Origin of the sequence: Pseudomonas sp., from assembly GCF_036404235.1 — a bacterium.
Classification (GTDB): domain Bacteria; phylum Pseudomonadota; class Gammaproteobacteria; order Pseudomonadales; family Pseudomonadaceae; genus Aquipseudomonas.
Genome location: NZ_DASWOT010000094.1, coordinates 21728 through 41819 on the forward strand (window position 1 = coordinate 21728; position 20092 = coordinate 41819).

Below are 20092 nucleotides of genomic sequence, written 5' to 3' on the forward strand. Positions count from 1 at the left end.
TACGGGATATTTACACAGCGGTAGTAACCCTATAAGGGCAGTGGTGGACGACGAAATCCAGTTCAACCACCCGCTCGATGCCGATCATCATCCGAACCGCTGTCAATATGCCTTCAGGCGCAAAGCACTTGAGGCGAGGAAAATTCTTACCTGCTGTCGAGGGAAAAAGGCGCGGCACAGCGCCAATGCTGATCTGTCATTAACCGTGTATTGACCCCAGGATTACGTATGAGTCTGTCCCTTCTCAGCCGTTACGCCGTCTTTGTTGGCTGCGTGTTGTTCACCCTTGTGAGCCTTCCGTTTCTGTACCACGAATGGCTTTGGCCGTTCACCCTGACCACCGCAATCCTCAGCCTGATCGGAGTTTTCGACCTGCTGCAATTGCCGCATTCGATAAGGCGCAATTACCCGGTCATCGGCAACATCCGATATGCCTTCGAAGCCATCCGCCCGGAAATCCGCCAGTACTTGATGGAGTCCGACAGCGACGCCCTGCCCTTTTCCCGCGCCCAGCGTTCGCTGGTGTATTCACGGGCCAAGAACGAGTCCGCAGACAGACCGTTCGGCACACTGATTGACGTCTACCAAACCGGTTTCGAATATATCAGCCACTCCATGCGCCCGGCGCCATTGGCGGACCCCAACTTGTTCCGCGTCACTGTTGGCGGTCCGCAATGCACACAGCCGTATTCGGCGTCGATCTTCAACATTTCGGCCATGAGTTTTGGCTCTCTGAGCGCCAACGCCATCCGCGCGCTCAACCGCGGCGCGAAGCTGGGCAACTTCGCACATGACACCGGCGAGGGCAGTATCAGCCCCTATCACCGGGAGAATGGTGGTGACCTGACATGGGAGCTGGGCAGCGGGTACTTCGGCTGCCGCGCCGCAGACGGGCGCTTCGACCCCGAACGCTTTGCCAAACAGGCGCAATCCCCGCAAATCCGGATGATCGAAATCAAGTTGAGCCAAGGCGCCAAACCCGGCCATGGCGGCATCTTGCCCAAAGACAAGGTCACCCAGGAAATCGCCGATACCCGTGGCGTACCGATGGGCGAGGATTGCGTTTCACCGTCGCGTCACAGCGCGTTTTCCACGCCACTGGAAATGATGCATTTCGTCGCGCAACTGCGTGAGTTGTCTGGCGGTAAGCCCGTGGGCTTCAAGTTCTGTCTGGGGCATCCGTGGGAACTCATGGGCATCGCCAAAGCCATGTTGGAAACCGGAATCCTGCCCGACTTCATTGTCGTCGATGGCACCGAAGGCGGCACCGGCGCGGCCCCCGTGGAGTTCACCGACCACATGGGCACACCCATGCGCGAGGGCCTGCTGTTCGTACACAACACGCTGGTGGGCGTGAACCTGCGGGACAAAATCAAGTTGGGCGCCAGCGGCAAGATCGTCAGCGCATTCGACATTGCCAGTGTGCTGTCCATTGGCGCCGACTGGGCCAACTCAGCGCGTGGCTTCATGTTCGCCATCGGCTGCATTCAGTCTCAGTCGTGCCACACCAACAAGTGCCCGACCGGCGTCGCCACCCAGGACCCTCTGCGCCAACGCGCACTGGTGGTTTCAGACAAGGCAGAACGGGTGTTCAACTTCCACCGCAATACATTGAAGGCCTTGGCCGAGATGCTGGCTGCGGCCGGTCTGGATTCGCCCTCGCAACTGGAAGCCAAACACCTGGTGCGACGCATGTCCGCCACCGAAATCAAACTGTTCTCGCAGTCCCATGTCTTCCTTCAACCAGGCCAATTGCTGAACGGTGTGATCGATGACAGCTTCTATTCGAGGATGTGGCGCATGGCGCGGGCCGACAGTTTTGAACCCAATGAGGTGGTGTAAAGCAAATCGATAGATCGGATTGTTGGACAAAGGCTCCTGCTTACATTCTGTAATACCCATCCTTTGCTTTCATAGGGTAAACCCGCCAACCTGCGCCGCCGATCAGCCCCGTTGGCGGCGCGCAACGATGGCCGTCTCTAGCCTATCCTTATCAAACTGACTTCAAGAGCCCACCGTCATGACGAACGGACGCGACCATCGAGTCGACTTCTTTCGAGGTTTGGCGCTGATCTTCATTTTTTGGGATCACGTGCCGGACAACCCCTTCGCTCAGTTGACCCTGCGCAACTTCGGCTTCAGCGATGCGGCGGAAGTGTTTGTATTTCTCGCAGGTTATGCGGCCGTGCTAGCCTACGGCCGTATTGCCCAACGCGACGGATTGGTGGTCGCCTGCGTGCGCATCCTGCGTCGAACGTGGGTGCTTTATGTCGTACACATCTTCTTGCTGACACTGTTGATGGGCATCGTTTTCGTCGCCAACAATCACGTCGAAACTCGCGACATGGTGCGCGAAATGGGCCTTGAGTACTTCGTCGGCAACCCGCAACAGGCACTCGCCGATGAACTGCTGCTGCGCTTCAAACCCAACCTCACCGACCCGCTGCCACTCTATGTTTTGCTGATGCTGGCGCTGCCGTTGATCCTGCCGATCATGCTGCGCAAGGCTGAGGTGGCCATTGGCTTGTCCATCGCGCTGTACATGATGGTCCCGCTGCTGGGCTGGAACCTGTCGGCTTATGAAGGTGGCGGCGTCTGGTACTTCAACCCGGTGGCGTGGCAACTGGTTTTCATCCTTGGCGGCGCCTGTGCGATGTATTCACAACGCGCGCCTGTGGTCCTGCGTGAAATACGACCACTTTGGCTTCAGCCAACGTTCGTGATTTCGCTGTTGTATCTGCTTTTCGCTGGCGTCATCACTTACCTGTCGAAATTCCCTGAGGTTCACGACGCACTGCTGCCCAAGGTCCTCACCGAACTGATCTACCCCATCAGTAAAACCGACCTATCGCCACTGCGCCTGCTGCACTTCGTCGCTCTGGTCTACGTCGTCACCAAACTGCTTCCTGCCTCCTGCGCCTGGCTCGACAACTGGCCCGTGCAGCAAACCTGCCGCATGGGCCGCTACTCCCTGGAAGTGTTCTGTCTGGGCGTTCTCCTTGCGCCGCTCGCCGACATGGCCAACGCGCTGGCTGGCGACATCTGGCAAATGCGCGTGATTACCGCCCTGCTGGGTCTGGCGCTGATGCTGTTGATGGCCAATGGGCTTGAGCTGAACAAACGGCTGGGGACGCCGGTGCAAGCGATGCGGGTTTGATGCTGAGAACCTGATGACCCATCTCATGAATGAACTCGCGATAGTTCAGGCAACAAAGATGCGGTGAATGCACGGCCTGCCTGCTGCGCATCGGAAATACCTGACTGGCCCGCTACAAAAATTTCATCAATCTCAGGCAGCGTCTACGCTTGTGACAGGTGCGATTAACAGGTTTAACCGGGCCAATCGATATGGGCGCTTTGTGGCATTCCAATGAGAAACAGACTGCGGTCGTAGCTGACAGTCAGAATGATGTTCCAATGCCAAAAAGCCCGCACCGCCGACGTTACCTATGGCGTGTGTTCTGGTTGTTGGTGCTGATAGCACTGCTGATCCTGGGATTTGCCGTCGTCTCTGAAACTCGCAGTTCAAAGCTTCAGGCCAGGGAGTTCAGTCGCTTTGCCAAGAAGTTGAGTTACTCACTTCAGCCAGGCCCGAGCGATGCAATTGTGTACCCCGGTGACGGGCCTTTCGACAAGCGCCTGGGCTATTCGTCGCTGGGGGATTTCCTGCCAAGGTTGCTCAAGCGGGACTACCTGATCACACAGCAGACGCACTTTTCCCCTGATCTGCTGGCTTACACCAAGCGCGGTTTTTTTGTGCCGTATCAGGAGAAGATTCAGTCTGGCCTGACGATCACAGATTGTCGTGGCGCGGCGCTCTATCAGTTCGTCTATCCGCAGCAGTTGTATTCGACCTTCGCGTCGATTCCGCCAGTGGTGGTGAACAGTCTGCTGTTCATCGAAAACCGTGACCTGCTCGCGCAAAACCAGCCACTGGCCAACCCTGCGGTGAACTGGCCGCGATTTTTCAAAGCGGCGCTTTCACAAGCGGCAAAGGTCATCGGCTTGCCCGGGCAATCGGCAGGCGGCAGTACGCTGGCGACGCAGCTGGAAAAGTATCGGCACTCGCCGGACGGCCTGACGCAGTCGGGTAGCGAAAAGCTGCGGCAAATGATTTCCGCCAGCGTACGCGCTTATCAGCCGGGGCCCGAAACGCTGGAGGTTCGCCAGCATGTGGTGCGTGACTATCTCAACAGCGTGCCGCTGTCTGCCGTGCCGGGCCATGGCGAAGTGCATGGTATGGCAGAGGGGTTGCGGGTCTGGTACGGCGCGGACTTCGAGCGCACCAATCAGTTGCTGGCAATGCCCACTGCCGATGCGCAAAACCTTGCGGCTCAGGGCTTGGCGCTACGCGAAGTATTGTCGTTGATCATCGCGCAGCGGCGGCCATCGCACTTTCTGGCCAAAGGTCGCCAAGAGCTTGCGGACCTGACTGATAGCCATATTCGTCTGCTTGTACAAAACAAGGTAATCACTCCTACACTGGCCGACGCTGCGCTGTCAGCCACCGTAGCCTATCGTGACTGGGTGCAGCAGCCGACGATTCAGCCCATCGAAACCAATAAGGGCATCAGTGTCGCGCGCACGCGGCTGTCCAATCTGCTCAACCGACCGCTTTACGACCTGGACCGCCTGGATCTATCAGCCACCAGCACCCTGCAGAACGATTTGCAGGTCAAGGTCAGCCAATACCTGCGTGATCTCGCCAAGCCTGAGTTCGCCAATCAGCTCGGCCTGCTGGGTGAGCATTTATTGACGCCGACCAGCACTCAGCAGGTGCGTTACAGCTTCACCTTGTTCGAACGCAGCCCTGATGGATCGCGGGTTCGGGTACAAACCGACAGCACCGATCAGCCCTTCGACATTAACGAAGGCAGCAAGCTGGAGCTGGGTTCGACGGCAAAAATGCGCGTGCTCACCACTTACCTGCAAATCATTGCCGAGCTGCACGACCGCTACGGCGCCATGAAGAACGCTGATTTGAAAAAAGTACCGGTTGAGGAGCCTGACCGGCTGACGCGTTGGGCCATCGATTACCTGATGCAGAACAACGATCGCGACCTGCCGAAAATGCTCTCTGCCGCGCTGGATCGTAAATACTCGGCAAGCCCCGGCGAAAGCTTCTTCACCGGTGGTGGAATGCATCACTTCAACAACTTCCGCAACGAGGACAACGGTCGGCTGCCGACCCTGCGTGAAGCGTTGCAGGAATCGATCAACCTGCCGTTCACTCGGCTGATGCGCGATCTGGTGCGCTATAGCACCTACCAAGGCCCGAGCAACAGTGCCGAGTTGCTCAAGGACGACAGCGATCCACGGCGTCAGGAATACCTGGCGAACTTCGCTGATCGCGAGGGCACGGTGTTTTTGCTGCGATTCTGGAAACGCTATAAGGACAAGAGCACACAAGAGCGGCTCGATACTTTCCTGGACGGTGTTCATCCTGCCGCCAGCCGGCTGGCGGCCGTGCATCGTTATCTATTGCCTGAGGCCAGCGCGCAAGCCTTCAATGCGTTCGTTCGCGCGCACATGGCTCAGGATAAGACCAAGCCTACCCTGAGCGACAAACGCCTGGCCGAGATGTACCAGAGCTATGGCCCGGGCGCCTATGACTTGCCGGATCAGGGCTACATCGCTCGGGTTCACCCGCTGGATTTGTGGTTGGTCGGATACCTCATGCAGCACCCGGATGCGCAGTTCAAGGACGCTGTGGCGGCCAGTCGCTTTGAGCGTCAGGAAGTCTACAGCTGGCTGTTCAAGAGTCGACACAAGAGCGCCCGCGACAGCCGGATTCGCACCATGCTGGAGATCGAAGCGTTTCTCGATATCCACCAGCGCTGGCAGCGATTGGGTTACCCGTTCGATCATCTGGTGCCTTCATTGGCGACCGCAATCGGCAGCTCGGGGGACCGCCCAGCGGCGCTGGCCGAGCTGATCGGGATCATTCAAAACGACGGCATCCGCCTGCCAACCCTGCGCATCGACAGCCTGCATTTTGCGGCCGATACGCCCTATGAAACGCAGTTGGCGAATAACCCGGATCTTGGCAAACGCGTACTGCCCCCGGAGGTGGCGGCGGCGATGCGTGGGGCGTTGTCACGGGTGGTCGATGCCGGCACGGCGAGGCGAGTTTCAGGCAGTTTCAAACTGGAGGACGGCAGCATTCTGGCCATGGGCGGTAAAACCGGAACCGGCGACAACCGAATTGAGAGTATCGGTTCCGGTGGGCGGATTCTGGCGTCTCGGGCGATCAATCGGACGGCGACGTTTGTGTTTTACATCGGTGATAACCATTTCGGCACGCTGACCGCATTCGTGCCGGGGCGCGCTGCGGAGGGTTTGCGCTTCACCTCGGCGCTGCCGGTACAGGTGCTTAAAGGCATGGCGCCGATTCTCAATCCATACCTGCTGCCGGGGGCTCATACGCAATGTATGGCGCCGGGCCAGACGGTGGTGGATACCTCGCAATCAGCACGTTCCCTGTAGGCATGGTCGAGGGCCGAAGGCTGCGAGAGACCCGTTCATTCAGTACATTTCTATCGCCCTGAAAACTACATCGCAGCCTTCGTACCTCGGCAGCGACCATGGAAGGTCCGCGCACGCCGTCGTGACAAATGAGAACCGTTCGTCTTTATCGCTCTTGCGTACATATAAAGATATATCTTAAGGTATATCTAACTTGTAACAGGAGATGAAAGAGATGGGAGACTCCCCACATGATAACCATGGGCACCACCGCCCTCACTTCGGTGATCACGGCGAAGGTCGCGACGGTTTTGAGAAACGCCCTGGTCGCGAACGCGGCGGTCGAGGGCCGCGTGTATTCGCACCGGGTGACCTGAAATTACTGCTGCTGGCGTTGATCGCCGAACAGCCCTGCCACGGCTACGACCTGATTCGTCAGATTGAAGGCATGTTCGATGGGGCCTACAGCCCAAGCCCTGGCGTGATCTATCCGACGCTGACCTTCCTTGAGGAAAGCGAGCTGATCCTAGGCGACGCCGAGGGCGGCAAAAAACGCTATGCCGTGACCGTAGCCGGCCAACAATCCCTGAACGAGCAAGCCGTGGCGCTGGATGGCGTGAAGATGCGCATTGACGTCAGCAAGCGCTCGTTGCGCGGCCATGATCGCCCACCGGAAATCCACGAAGCCGTGCATAACCTGCGACATGCCTTGCAGCTGCACCACGGGCGCTGGAGCCCGGAAGAAATCACCCGCGTTCGCGACCTGTTGAACAACACCGCACGCGCCATCGTCGACGGCCCCCAAGGTGATGCCCTCCAAACGACAACGGAGAAATCTGTATGAATACACAGCAATCGATCCACCGCGTCAGCCATGAAATCAAACGCCGCAAACTGCAAGTGCTACGCGTTACTGACCTGACCCCACGCATGCGCCGCGTGACCTTGCATGGTCCGGAGTTGAGTGGCTTCATCAGCCTCGGCACCGATGATCATGTGAAGTTGCTGTTCGCGACCACGCCAGAAGAACACGCCGCGCTGGAAAATTTCACGCCGGGCGGTAACAGCGAGGGCCCGCGCCCGGTCATGCGCGATTACACGCCACGTCGCTACGACCCCGTGTCGGGAGAGCTGGATATCGATTTCGTGCTGCATGGCGACGGCCCTGCCGCGACGTGGGCCGAACAGGTCGCGCCAGGTCAATCGCTGTACATCGCCGGGCCGCGCGGTTCGATGATCGTCCCGGACATATTCGACAGCTATCTGCTGATCGGCGATGAAACCGCCCTGCCCGCCATTGCCCGCCGTCTCGAAGAACTGCCTGCCAACCGCCAGGCATTGGTGGTGGTGCAAATCGAAAACGACGCCGAACGCCAAGTGCTGAAAAGCAAAGCGCAGGTGGAGGTGATCTGGGTGGTGCGTGCAGAACAGGATTTGCTGCAAGTCGTCAAAGAGCTACGCCTGCCCCAAGGTGATTTGTATGCCTGGGTGGCGACTGAATCGGCGTTGTCACGCAAGATTCGCCGCGTACTGCTGGATGATTTCGGTTTGGCTGAAGCCGCCGTAAAAGCTGCCGGATACTGGCGCCTGGATGAGTCGGACGAGGGCTAATTGCAGCCCTGCGCAATCTGTCGCAATCCATGATCAAAATGCGATCTGACCCTGCCCCCACGTAGGAGCAGGGCTTGTCCCGCGACCGGCGGGGAACCCGTCGTAAACCTGCGCATGCGGTGTGACAGGCAGACTGCGCGCACCGAGTTTACTGCCGCTGTGCGCCAGGTCGCGGGACAAGCCGCGCTCCTACGGTTGGTTCTGGCACGTTTGATACGGCCTAGCTTTTCAGCGAAAAACACCTGCTGAAAGCTTGACCGGGAACCGAGCTTTTACAGGGATCGAGACGCTCGAAATCGATCCGCGCTCCACAACACCAACCCAAGCATCACAAACCCCGCCAGCACGCCCAGCGCATTGATGAACGCCTTGGAGAGTCCAATCGTGCCGATGTCGATGAATGGGTACACATAGTCGCCGATCAAACTCCCTCGCAACAACACGTAGGCAAAGTAGATCGCGGGGTAAGCGATCCACTGCAACACATGCTTCAACCCCAGCAAGCCTTTGGGCACGTACAGCCACCAATACGCAAGGAACGCCAGCGGCATGATGTCGTGCAATACCTCATCGGCTACTCGCTGCCAGCCTTCGGGCTGCCACAAGTGTCGTAGCAACAGGTTATAGGCGATACCTACCAGCAAAATGCTGACGGTGATGCCGCCGCAGACAATCGGTGATCTGAAAAAACGATGCCCCGCTGAATGCCGCTTGGTAATGGCGCAGGTCAACGCAACGGCCACCAAGGTGTTGGTCAGTACCGTGAAGAAGCTAAAAAACTTCACCAGACCGCCGATCACACTCGCTTGGTCTTCCCATCGCGCAATCAGAATCAGGTAAAGCTGAACCGCCAACCCAAACCAGCCGAGCACCGCCGCAGCAGTCGCATAACGCTTGTGCCCCGCTGCCAATTGCAATTGATCACTGTGCATTTACCAGCCTTTGCCGCGCGCCAGCTTTACATACAACGCCTCGACTTTCTCTCGGGCCCAGGGTGTCTTGCGCAGAAATGTCAGGCTCGACTTGATACTCGGATCGCTTTTGAAGCAGCGAATGTCGATGCGCTCGGCCAGCCCCGACCACTGATAGTGCTCGACCAGCGCATGGAGGATTTGCTCCAGCGTCACGCCGTGCAGCGGATTGTTGTTGGGTGTGGTCATGCCAAGCCTTTTACGCTCAATGAAGGGGACGTTTCTTGCGAGGTGCGCACCTTAGCCGAGGTGTCGATCAGCGGGAAGGGCCTGTTTGGCTGAGGACACCACTTTGTGCGGTATGTGCCTGGAAAAAGTCTAGTACACAGACCACGTTCGCAAAGATGGATTCCAAAATGATTGCATTTTTATTGTTATGTTATAACACTAACAATCTCATTTTCGTGTCCCTCCTCTGCCAAGGAAAATTTTGCATGGCCCATTCGTCCCAACATCTGCTTTGGCGCCTCACGCCGCTGGCCACCGCCCTGCTGATCGCCTCCCCTACCTACGCCATCGAGCTTGAACAGCAGGTCATTACTGCCAACCCGCTGGGCAGTGACCAGTTGGCGTCGCCCAATACTGTATTGACCGGCGATGAACTGACGCTGCAACAAAAAGGCAGCCTCGGTGAAACGCTGAACAAACAGCCAGGCGTGTCGTCATCGTATTTCGGGCCAGGTGCCAGCCGACCGATCATTCGCGGGCTGGACGGTGACCGAATTCGTATCCTGCGCAATGGCGTTGGCGCACTGGATGCGTCGTCACTGTCCTACGACCACGCCGTGCCGCTGGACCCGGTTAATGTGGATCGCATCGAAATCGTCCGCGGTCCGGCTGCGTTGTTGTATGGCGGCAGCGCCATCGGTGGCGTGGTCAATACCTTCGACAATCGCATCCCCACCGAAGCCATCGAAGGCATCCACGGTGCAGGCGAATTGCGTTATGGCGGCGCCGATACCACCCGCAGCAGTGCCGGCAAGCTGGAAGCGGGCAACGGCACATTCGCCCTGCACATCGACGCCAACGCCCGCGAGTTCAACGACCTGCGCATTCCAGGTTATGCCCGCACCGCTGATCAACGTGCGCGTGAAGAAGGCGACGACAAGAAGCATCGACTGGGCAACAGCGACGGTCGTCAGGACGGTGGCGCGGTGGGTGGGTCCTACACATGGGACGACGGTTACGCCGGGCTGTCCTACAGCAATTACGATTCAAATTATGGATCGCCTGCCGAGCAAGACGTGCGCATCCGCATGAAGCAGGATCACTACGCTTTCGCCTCGGAAATCCGCAACCTCAGTGGGCCGTTCAGTTCGGTGAAGTTCGACGCCGGTTACACCGAATACAAACACATGGAGATCGAGGGCGGCGAAGTCGGCACAACCTTCAAGAACAAGGGCTACGAGGCCCGTGTCGAGGCGCGCCATCAACCTATCGGGCCATTGAATGGGGTAGTTGGGGCGCAAGTCACGCGCAGTGAGTTTTCCGCGTTGGGTGAAGAAGCGTTTGTGCCGAAAACCGATACAGACGCCGGTGCGCTGTTCATTCTCGAAGAACTGCAAGCCACCGATCGCTTGAAGTTGAGCCTGGGCGCACGTTTAGAGCACACCACTGTAGATCCGGACGGCGCCGGTAACCAGCGCTTTGCCAACGCAAACGACTCCAGCAGTTTCACCGCTGGCAGCGTGTCCTCGGGTGCGGTCTACACGCTGACGCCGATCTGGTCCCTTGCCGCGACCCTGGGTTACACCGAGCGCGCCCCGACGTTTTACGAGCTGTATGCCAACGGTGCGCACGTTGCCACCGGCACTTATGAAGTGGGCGACGCCGGTCTTTCAAAGGAAAAAGCCGTATCCAGTGACCTGGCGCTGCGCTTCGATAACGGCACGCACAAGGGTAGCGTCGGCATGTTCTACAGCCATTTCTCCCATTACATCGGCTTGCTGGGGACAGGTCGTACGCTCAACGATGACGGCGAAGAGGACGCCGATGGCATTCCGGAATACACCTACTCCGGCGTACGCGCCCGCTTTGCCGGCCTTGAAGCGCAGGACCACTGGAAGCTGGCCCAAACCCGCTACGGCAACTTCGCACTGGAATTGTCCGGCGATTACACCCGCGCCAAAAATCTCGACACTGGCGAGGCATTGCAGCGTATCGCGCCGTTACGCCTGAACGGCGGGCTGCTCTGGGAACTGGACAAGTGGCAGGCACGAGTAGATGTCGAGCACGCAAGCTCGCAACATCGCGTGCCGGACAAAGAAACCGGCACCGATGGCTACACCACATTGGGCGCCAGCGCCGGTTACACATTCAACCTCGGTGGCAGCCAGTGGCTGGCCTTCGTTAACGGCGAGAACCTGACCAACCAGACGGTGCGTTACGCCAGCTCGATCCTGCGCGATATCGCCCCAGCACAGGGACGCAGTATTGAAGTTGGGTTGCGCACCACCTTCTGACTCAACAGATCTAGGGGCTGGCTGAGTAGCCAGCCCTCTGCAAAACCTGTCCGAGCGTGCTCGTCCGACGCCTCTCCTGCGCCGATCATCGAACGTTCGATGATCCAGCGTGCCCTAGACCATTGATTTAGATGACGGGCGATTTCCCGCTAAAACACCCTATGCACTTGCCACACTCTCAACGCGACCTTCCAAACAGCGCAAACGCCCGCAAAACGGTCGTTTTCTTGTCATGACGCGACCTTTCCAAATATTCACTTTTTAATAATTCGTTAGCGTCCTATCATTGCCCACTTCAAAGCTGAATCGATTAATCCGTCATCTCGGTGACGTTGTCCACGCCAAACCCAGCCTGAAGACTCAATTCTCATCGAATTGTCCCCATTCGCCTTTCTGCATGTCATTTCAGGAACTAGCGTGAATATCAGGGCTTCAAAGGTTCAGGCATCACGTTACAAAAAAAACAAACGTCAACCAAATTAATCGTTACGGAGTACGACACTATGAGCACTGACAGTGCTTTCAGTAAGAATCGCCTGCTGCCGAGCCTGCTCGGCCTGGTGATTCTGATCATGGGCCTGGTCTTGCTGGCTGGAGGCGTAAAACTGCTGCAGCTGGGCGGTTCCCTGTATTACTTGCTGGCCGGTATTGGTCTGACAGTCACCGGTGTGCTGTTGATCATGGGCCGCCATGCAGCATTGGGACTGTATGCGCTGGTGCTGTTCGCGAGTACGGTCTGGGCCTTGTGGGAAGTCGGCCTGGATTGGTGGCAGTTAGTGCCACGCCTGGCGCTGCTGTTCGCCCTGGGCATCGTCTTGCTGTTGCCATGGTTTCGCCGCCCGCTGCTGCTCGGTAAGCCTGGCGGGAAAAGCACTGGCGCACTGGGTGTCGCCGTGGTGCTGGCGGGTCTGGCCGCACTGGCGAGCCAATTCACCAATCCTGGCGAGATAAAAGGTCAACTGGATCGCGAAACGGCTGGCACCACCAGCGCTGCACCGGCCATGCCGGACGGCGACTGGCAGTCCTATGGCCGCACTGCGTTCGGTGATCGCTACTCGCCACTGGCGCAGATTACTCCGGAAAACGTCAATAAATTGGTTCCTGCCTGGACCTACCGCACTGGTGACATTCCGGGCCCGAACGATCCGGGCGAGACCACTGCGGAAAACACCCCGCTCAAGGTCAACGGCATGCTTTACGTGTGTACGCCACACAGCCAGGTGATCGCTCTGGACCCGGACAGCGGCAAGGAACTGTGGCGCTTCGATCCAAAGATCAGCAGCGGCAAGGCGGCCAACTTCAAAGGTTGGGCGCACATGACCTGCCGTGGCGTGTCGTATCACGATGACGCCGCTTATGCGGCTGCGCCAGCCAACACCTCCGCCCCGGCGCAAAGCCCGACCACGCCAGCCGTTGCTTCTGCCGGCAGCAGTGCATGCCCGCGTCGTCTGTTCCTGCCAACCGCAGACACCCGTCTGATCGCCCTGAACGCCGACACCGGTAAAGTGTGCGAGGACTTCGGCACCAACGGTTCAATCGACCTTAGCGCCAACATCGGCACCTATGCGCCGGGTGGTTATTACTCCACCTCGCCGCCGGCCGTGACCAAAGACCTTGTGGTCATTGGTGGCCACGTCACCGATAACGTCTCCACCGACGAGCCTTCGGGCGTGATCCGTGCATTCGACGTGCATACCGGTCGCCTGGTCTGGAACTGGGACAGCGGCAACCCGGATGACACCACTCCGCTTGCGCCGGGCAAAACCTACACCCGCAACTCGCCCAACATGTGGTCGATGTTCAGCGTCGACGAGAAGCTGGGCATGCTCTATCTGCCAATGGGCAATCAGATGCCTGACCAGTGGGGTGGCAATCGTACGCCCGAGTCGGAAAGGTTCAGTGCAGGCCTGGTCGCGCTGGACATCGCCACCGGTCACGTGAAATGGAACTTCCAGTTCACGCACCACGACCTGTGGGACATGGACGTGGGCGGTCAACCGACCCTGCTGGACATGAAAACCGCCAACGGCATCAAGCCTGCTGTACTGGCTTCGACCAAACAGGGCAGCATCTATGTGCTGGATCGCACAAATGGCCAGCCCATCGTGCCGATCAACGAAGTCCCTGTACCACAAGGTGCGGTTGCAGGCGATCGCACATCGCCGACTCAACCAAAATCGGACCTGAACTTCATGCCGCCGCCCCTCAAAGAGCGCGACATGTGGGGCGTCACCCCGTTCGATCAAATGCTTTGCCGCATCGACTTCAAATCACTGCGTTATGAAGGCCCGTTCACCCCGCCATCGCTGCAAGGTTCGCTGGTGTATCCGGGTAACTTCGGCGTGTTCGATTGGGGTGGCATTTCGGTCGACCCCGTGCGTCAGATCGCCTTCGTCAACCCGAACTATATGGCCTTCCGTTCGAAGCTGGTCCCGGCAGCCGACGTGGAAGGTGGCCCAGGTCGCAAGAGCGAAACCGAAGGCGTGCAGCCCAACAAAGGCGCGCCGTATGGGGTGATTCTCGAAGCGCTGCTGTCGCCAATGGGCCTGCCATGCCAAGCGCCAGCATGGGGTTATGTGGCGGCGGTCGATCTGACCAACCACAAAACCATCTGGATGCACAAAAACGGCACCGTACGCGACAATTCACCGGTTCCACTACCGCTGACCATGGGCGTTCCGGCGCTGGGCGGTACGTTCATCACCGCCAGCGGCGTTTCATTCCTCAGCGCGACCCTGGACCAGTACCTGCGCGCTTACGATGTACGTAACGGCAAGCAACTGTGGGAAGCCCGTCTGCCCGCAGGCGCGCAAACCACGCCCATGACCTACACCGGCAAGGACGGCAAGCAATACGTGCTGGTCGTTGCAGGCGGTCACGGCTCGCTGGGCACCAGGCAAGGCGACTATGTCATGGCGTTCAAGCTGCCAGATTGATGTTGTCGTGAGGTAAAAACCAAGGCGGTCATCGAAAGATGGCCGCCTTTTTTGCTCCTGAATGTCGATGGCCGCCACGACGGGTGCCGATCGTCCCCAGACGCATGAACCGTCAGTCGATCACTGGCGGCGGGCGCCTTTTACCCCCGCGCGCAAAATATCGCTCCAACGCCGCACCAGGTAATTGTGCTCGTCCATTACTGAGTTCCAGACCGCGATATGGCCCATACGTTGCTCATAGGAGCCGCCGTCGCGTACTTCGCCGACATCGATCAACGGCAAACCATCGCTGCCCAGCAATTGCTCGCGGGCGGGCAGTCCGGCGTACCAGTAATCCCATTCCGCAGGGCTCAAGTGATCGCGGCTGCGCGCCGGATTGCCGATGTAATAACCCTGCCGCGCCATCACTGCACCTGGCCAGCCCGACAGCCACCAGTTCAAATAAGCGTACGCCGCATCGAGCACCGGACCTTTAGCATGACGTGAAAGGGACAAGCCACCAAACCAGCCGCGATAGCCTTCGCGAGGCACCGCGACCCGATACTTCACCCCTGCGCGATGCAGTCGAACCAAGGTTGGCGACCACAAGCTCTGAATATCGATCGTGGGGTGCAACATCAACTCCGCAGCCTCTTCATCGTCCGACCAAAACGCTCCAAACATGCCCTCGGCTTGCTTGCGCAGCAAAATATCGGCCAGCGTATCGATCTCTTCGATGCTCATGTTGCCAATGTCATCGAACTGAGCCAATCGCGCGCCTTGCACGGCCAATGCAGCGTCCAGCGCGCCAATGGCGGCGTCACTTTGCAGCGCAATACGACCGCCCCACGCAGGGTCGAGCAACCAGCCCCAACTTTCGTTTTCCGAGTTCAGGCCTTCTGGCAAACGTTCTGGCCGATAAGCGAAACTGTCTGCGTTGTGGGTCAGCGGCAGCATGCTGATGCGCTCGCTGACCGCACTGCCCAGGCTGCCATCGTGCTGCACAAACAAACGCTCGCTGGGCACGCTGCCGCTGCCGAGTTTGTCATTCACCGACAGTCGCCCGCGCTTGGGTAAATCGTTGATCTCATGCCACAACGCGATACGTCGAGTGTCGATAGGCTGAATCGCCCGGGCAGGCCAGACAAAATCGACATTGTGAAACCACTGGTCGTAAAGGTCATAACTGTCGGGCTGCATGACCGCGATGCGTTGCGCGGTCTGTACATCATGCACCTGATACACCAGCTTGATCCCCAGGTCCTGCTCGGCGCGTACCCGAAGGGACTCCAGCAGCGTCACCGAGGTACCCAGCACGCGAAGCGTTATGCTCATGCCGCAGTCTCGTGGACGGTCGGCGATAGACACTGGCTGAACACATCGAACGAGCGGCGCAGTTGATCCGGGTCTAGCCCACGCAGGATAAACACCAGCCGCGACGTGCGATCCTCACTTGGCCAAGCCGGCAAATGCACCGGCGCATGCAGGCAATGCTGCACGCCGTGGATGACGACAGGGGCTCGGCTGTTGTTCACGTTTAGCAGTCCTTTGACGCGCAGGATTCGTTCGCCATGGCATCTTAACAGCATGGACAGCCAGACCCCGAAACCGACCCAATCCAATGGTCGCTCGAAAGTCAGGCAGCAGACCTGAGCAGCACCGTGGCGCGAGAAGGTCGACTGCACGCGATGCAATTGCCAGCGTGCGACTTCTTTGCTTGGCTGCGTACCGCGCAAGCCTTCGCCCAACAACAACTGGTCGCCGCTGTGAATATCGGCGGCGTCCAGAGTCGGCACGGAATTTATTGCTTGTAAACGCGCACGCAATGTCTGTTGTTCGTCCTCACTGACGATATCGGTCTTGCTGATCAACAGCCGATCCGCCGCCGCGACCTGCGCGATCCATTCGGGATGAAGCCGCTCCTGTAAGGCAGCGTGGCTGGCGTCCACCAGTGTCACCACCAGACCAATGTGAAAGCGTCCGCGCAGGTGCCGGTCCGTGCCGAGCGTGGCCAGAATGGGTGCCGGATCGGCCAGCCCGGTGGTCTCCAGAATCACTCGACGGAACGCCGGGATCTCGCCCTTCGCGCGGCGCGCCAACATGCCTGACAGCGCGTCCTTGAGTTCACCGCGGATTGAGCAGCAGACACAGCCGCTGGGCAGCAAAACGGTATCTGGGGCCACCTCTTGCACTAACAAATGGTCGATACCGACATCGCCGAACTCATTGATCAAGAGCGCGGTGTCACCCAGTTTTTCATCTTTGAGCAAACGTTTGAGCAAGGTGGTTTTGCCGCTGCCGAGAAAGCCGGTAATAACATTCAGGGCGATGCTCATACCTGACGCTCCAACTGCTCCAGCAGCTTTTCGTCCAGTGGGTCCAGCGCTCGACCTATCAGCAGCTCAGCACGCTGCCAGAGCTGATCCAGGCCTGTGGCCAGTTCCTGTTTGCCGGTGGCGCCAAGCAACAAATAGGACACGCCCTGAAAGTCCTCGACCTTCAACCGGAACGGCGCCACCACCTTGTTGATCGTGGCGATACGGCGCAGCCGCTCGCGACGACGTGGCAGCTCATCGCCCAACGGATCACTCCAATGCACGTCTTCGCCCAGCAGGCCGCAGAGTCCACACATACTCGCTTGCTCCTTTATGGCATGACATCGCCGCAATTGGGGCCAAGTGTCTGACCGACAAACAGGTTACCGCCCGGCTCGCTGGCTAACAGCACGGCCACTGGCGCAACCTCTTCGGCCAGACCGAAACGTCTCAATGGCAACTCGGCGACCTTGGCGGTTTTCCAGGCACTGCTGATACCCGCTACCAGCGGCGTTTCGATGGGGCCGGGGGCGATAGCGTTGACAAGCACATTGTCCTTTGCAACTTCCAGTGCCAGGGATTTGCTGAAGCCGATGACTCCGGCTTTGGCTGCAGCGTAATGGGTCAACTCCGCGCCGCCCTTGATACCCAACTGCGAGGCGATATTGATGATGCGGCCCCAGCGTTGCGCGAGCATATGCGGCAAAGCGCGCTGGCTGGCGACGAACACACTGGTGAGGTCGACACGCAACATGTCGTTCCACATGTCCATGGTCAGATCGACGCAGCGTGCCTGGGTCAACATGCCGGCGTTGTTCACCAAAATGTCGATGCCGCCAAAGTGTTTGATACACGCATCAACGCTGGCTTGCGCGCCTTCGACAGTGCCGACGTCGGCGACGCTTTCAACGACCTCGACACCGAGTTGACGGCAGGCTTGAGCGGTCCTCGCCAGGCTGATCGCATCACGATCGCCCAACATCAGGCGCGCACCCTGTTCGGCGTATGCGCGCGCAATGGCAGCGCCAATTCCGCTGCCAGCGCCAGTGATCACGGCGCGTTTGTTGTTCAGTTGCATGTCTTGGTCCTCAAGAACTGGTTGTGGCAAATCCGCTTCTGCCGAAGGCGTAGGTGCATGGTTTTGCTGGCTCTGCGCACCAGATCGTCAGCCAGCTGGACTCCCACGCCCTCCGGGCAGAATCAACAGCCGTACAATCTGCGTTCCCTACTCCGGCCAGCGCACGGTCAGGCCACCATCAATGACGATGCTCTGTCCGGTCAGATAGCTGGACTCATCGCTGCACAAGAACCGCACCAGTGAAGCCACTTCATCCGCTCGGCCGACACGTCCCAGCGGGATCGCCCTGGCGGCCTTCGCCAGCCCTTCCGGCCCCAGCGAGTTTTTGCTGTCCAACGATTGTGGCGTCTCGATCAAGCCTGGAATTACGGCGTTGCAACGAATCCCGCGTGGCGCCAACTCCACCGCCAGCGAACGACACAGCCCCGGCACACCGGCCTTGGCCGCAGCGTAATGCGAATGCTCCTGCCAACCGTAGACGCCGCCGGCAATCGATGAAATCGCCACCATCGAACCGCCTTCGCCCATGTACCGCGCCGCTGAGCGGAAGGTGCGCATGACTCCGGTGAGATCGACGTCGAGCATCTCGTTCCAGCGCTCATCGGTCATTTCCAGCAGCGGCGCACGCCGCAACAGCCCGGCGTTGGCCACGGCATAATCAATGCGACCAAACACACTGACAGCCTGCTCGGCCAGCCCATCCATCGATGCGCTGTTGGTCACGTCCAGCGGTGCCATCAGGCATTCGCCGCCAACCTCCAGCACCTGCCGTGTGGTGATGTCCGGGTCATAGGGATCAACAGGGAAAAACCCACCGACCACCGCCACGCCCTGCTTGGCGAAGGCCACCGCCAACGCCTGCCCGATGCCGCTGGCGGCACCGGTGATCAACGCTACTTTGCGAGTCATGTTCTGCTCCTTATTTCACGGTTTCCGGGCGTACGTGTCTGGCGGCGAACATCAGCGCGCCGGAGAGAAAACACGGGACCGCACCGAAATAAAGCGCCGAGGTCTGCCAGTCGCCACCCGTGCTCAGCACTGTGGTGGCGCCAAAGCCTGCGACTACCGCGCCAATCGGGCCCATCGCATGAATGATCGCGCCGCCGGTGGCGCGAATACTGGTGGGAAAACTTTCGCTGATGAAAAACAATGCCGCCGAGTAGGGTCCGATCAGGAAGAACAGACCGAGGCTATAAAGTCCAACCACCGTAGGCATGTTGCTCGGCCCGTAGAGCATCCCGGCGAACGACAGGCCTCCGAGCATCCAGCCCAGACCGATAACATTGCGCCGACCGATCTTGTCGCCCATCCAGCCATGGCTCAGGTAACCGCAATAACCCACCAGGTTCGACAGCACGAGGATGATCAGCGAGTTCTCGAACGAGATGTGATGCACGCTGACGATCACCGAAGTACCAAGCACGCTGAACACTTGGATTGCCGCCCAGTTCAGCAGGATCGCCGCACCAATGACCAATGTTGCCCGACGCGACGTACCACGAAACGCAGCCGCCAGACCGGCCGTGCGATGCTCTTCATAATCCACGCCATACGTCGTAGCAACCGCTTGCGCCTGACCCACGTCACCGGCCTTGCGCAATTGAGTAATGCGCTGATGAATCTGGAACTGTGGGCTCTCCTTGAGCTTGCGCGCCATGAACGCGATGACCAATGCGGGGATCGCCGCAAAGACGAAACAGCCCTGCCAGCCAATGACCGGCAACAACACAGCAGTCAAACCCGCAGCAATCAATGCGCCCACCGGCCAGCCGCCTTGTACCAGGCTGTAGATGAAGCCACGACGCTTAGCCAGTTTCGGGTCTTGCGAGGCTGCGTAGATTTCACTCAGATAGGTCGCGTTGACAGTTTCTTCGGCGTAACCCAGACCGCTCAACGAACGGATCAGAATCAGCGGCGACTTACCCCACGAACCACCGAGCGCAGTCAATGCCGAGCAGATCGCCGACCCGGTCACGGTAAGGATGATGCCCATGCGTCGCCCGAGGCGGTCCACCAACGGCCCGATTGCCAGCGCGATCACGGCTGTACCCACGGCCGCCCAGGTTGCGATTTCCGCCTGCTCTGCTTCACCCCAGTTGAAATGACGGCCGATCTCTGGCAGCAAGGTGCCAAACAGAATGAAATCGTACACCGCAAACACCCACGCAAAAAAGGCGATCCAGGTGGCATAGCGCACTTGTTCGGAAGTCAGTTGCTGGGGTTTCCAGCCGGTCAAATCGAGCTTGTTGTAGAGGGACATGGGGCACGCCTCGCA

Annotated in this window: 15 protein-coding genes; 7 read left to right on the forward strand and 8 right to left on the reverse strand. The window is 59.0% G+C overall.

Annotation, left to right across the window (positions count from 1 at the left end):
* The first annotated feature begins 228 nt into the window (after positions 1-228).
* The 5 genes from VGC62_RS11875 (at position 229) to VGC62_RS11895 (ending at position 8076) form a co-directional block, all read left to right on the forward strand.
* The gene (locus tag VGC62_RS11875; RefSeq protein ID WP_331187279.1) at positions 229-1842 is read left to right on the forward strand and encodes an FMN-binding glutamate synthase family protein; all 1614 of its coding nucleotides are present in this window, start codon (positions 229-231) and stop codon (positions 1840-1842) included.
* 178 nt (positions 1843-2020) lie between these two features.
* The gene (locus VGC62_RS11880; RefSeq protein ID WP_331187280.1) at positions 2021-3157 is read left to right on the forward strand and encodes an OpgC domain-containing protein; all 1137 of its coding nucleotides are present in this window, start codon (positions 2021-2023) and stop codon (positions 3155-3157) included.
* 191 nt (positions 3158-3348) lie between these two features.
* Positions 3349-6486, forward strand: coding sequence for a transglycosylase domain-containing protein (locus tag VGC62_RS11885; protein ID WP_331187281.1), 3138 nt, complete (start codon positions 3349-3351; stop codon positions 6484-6486).
* A 214-nt stretch (positions 6487-6700) separates the two neighbouring features.
* The gene (locus tag VGC62_RS11890) at positions 6701-7309 is read left to right on the forward strand and encodes a PadR family transcriptional regulator (protein ID WP_331187282.1); all 609 of its coding nucleotides are present in this window, start codon (positions 6701-6703) and stop codon (positions 7307-7309) included.
* Positions 7306-8076, forward strand: coding sequence for a siderophore-interacting protein (locus VGC62_RS11895; RefSeq protein WP_331187283.1), 771 nt, complete (start codon positions 7306-7308; stop codon positions 8074-8076). Before VGC62_RS11890 ends, VGC62_RS11895 begins: the two co-directional genes overlap by 4 nt.
* A gap of 272 nt (positions 8077-8348) precedes the next feature.
* Here VGC62_RS11895 and VGC62_RS11900 read toward each other — a convergent pair whose 3' ends face one another.
* Positions 8349-9008, reverse strand: a complete 660-nt coding sequence (locus VGC62_RS11900) for a Pr6Pr family membrane protein (RefSeq protein ID WP_331187284.1) — start codon at positions 9006-9008, stop codon at positions 8349-8351.
* Positions 9009-9236, reverse strand: coding sequence for a VF530 family protein (locus VGC62_RS11905; protein ID WP_331187285.1), 228 nt, complete (start codon positions 9234-9236; stop codon positions 9009-9011).
* A gap of 245 nt (positions 9237-9481) precedes the next feature.
* Here VGC62_RS11905 and VGC62_RS11910 point away from each other — a divergent pair, with 245 nt between their 5' ends.
* Both VGC62_RS11910 and VGC62_RS11915 read left to right on the forward strand, forming a co-directional pair.
* Positions 9482-11509, forward strand: a complete 2028-nt coding sequence (locus tag VGC62_RS11910) for a TonB-dependent receptor (RefSeq protein WP_331187286.1) — start codon at positions 9482-9484, stop codon at positions 11507-11509.
* Between the two features lie 503 nt (positions 11510-12012).
* On the forward strand, positions 12013-14445 hold the full coding sequence (locus VGC62_RS11915) for a glucose/quinate/shikimate family membrane-bound PQQ-dependent dehydrogenase (protein WP_331187287.1): 2433 nt from the start codon (positions 12013-12015) through the stop codon (positions 14443-14445).
* Between the two features lie 120 nt (positions 14446-14565).
* Here VGC62_RS11915 and VGC62_RS11920 read toward each other — a convergent pair whose 3' ends face one another.
* The 6 genes from VGC62_RS11920 to VGC62_RS11945 all read right to left on the reverse strand — a co-directional run bounded on the left by VGC62_RS11920 (position 14566) and on the right by VGC62_RS11945 (position 20077).
* Complete coding sequence (locus VGC62_RS11920) at positions 14566-15759, reverse strand: extracellular solute-binding protein (RefSeq protein ID WP_331187288.1); 1194 nt, start codon at positions 15757-15759, stop codon at positions 14566-14568.
* Positions 15756-16760: a GTP-binding protein gene (locus VGC62_RS11925; RefSeq protein WP_331187289.1), complete on the reverse strand. Its 1005-nt coding sequence runs from the start codon at positions 16758-16760 to the stop codon at positions 15756-15758. Before VGC62_RS11925 ends, VGC62_RS11920 begins: the two co-directional genes overlap by 4 nt.
* A complete protein-coding gene (locus tag VGC62_RS11930) occupies positions 16757-17056 on the reverse strand; it encodes a hypothetical protein (protein WP_331187290.1) in 300 nt (99 codons plus the stop codon). The genes VGC62_RS11925 and VGC62_RS11930 overlap by 4 nt, the downstream gene beginning before the upstream one ends.
* 14 nt (positions 17057-17070) lie before the next feature.
* Positions 17071-17817 carry an SDR family NAD(P)-dependent oxidoreductase gene (locus VGC62_RS11935; RefSeq protein WP_331187291.1) on the reverse strand — a complete coding sequence of 249 codons (747 nt, stop codon included), beginning with the start codon at positions 17815-17817 and terminating at the stop codon, positions 17071-17073.
* A gap of 147 nt (positions 17818-17964) precedes the next feature.
* On the reverse strand, positions 17965-18726 hold the full coding sequence (locus tag VGC62_RS11940; protein WP_331187292.1) for an SDR family NAD(P)-dependent oxidoreductase: 762 nt from the start codon (positions 18724-18726) through the stop codon (positions 17965-17967).
* Positions 18727-18736: 10 nt separating this feature from the next.
* Complete coding sequence (locus tag VGC62_RS11945) at positions 18737-20077, reverse strand: MFS transporter (RefSeq protein WP_331187293.1); 1341 nt, start codon at positions 20075-20077, stop codon at positions 18737-18739.
* Between the last annotated feature and the right edge of the window lie 15 nt (positions 20078-20092).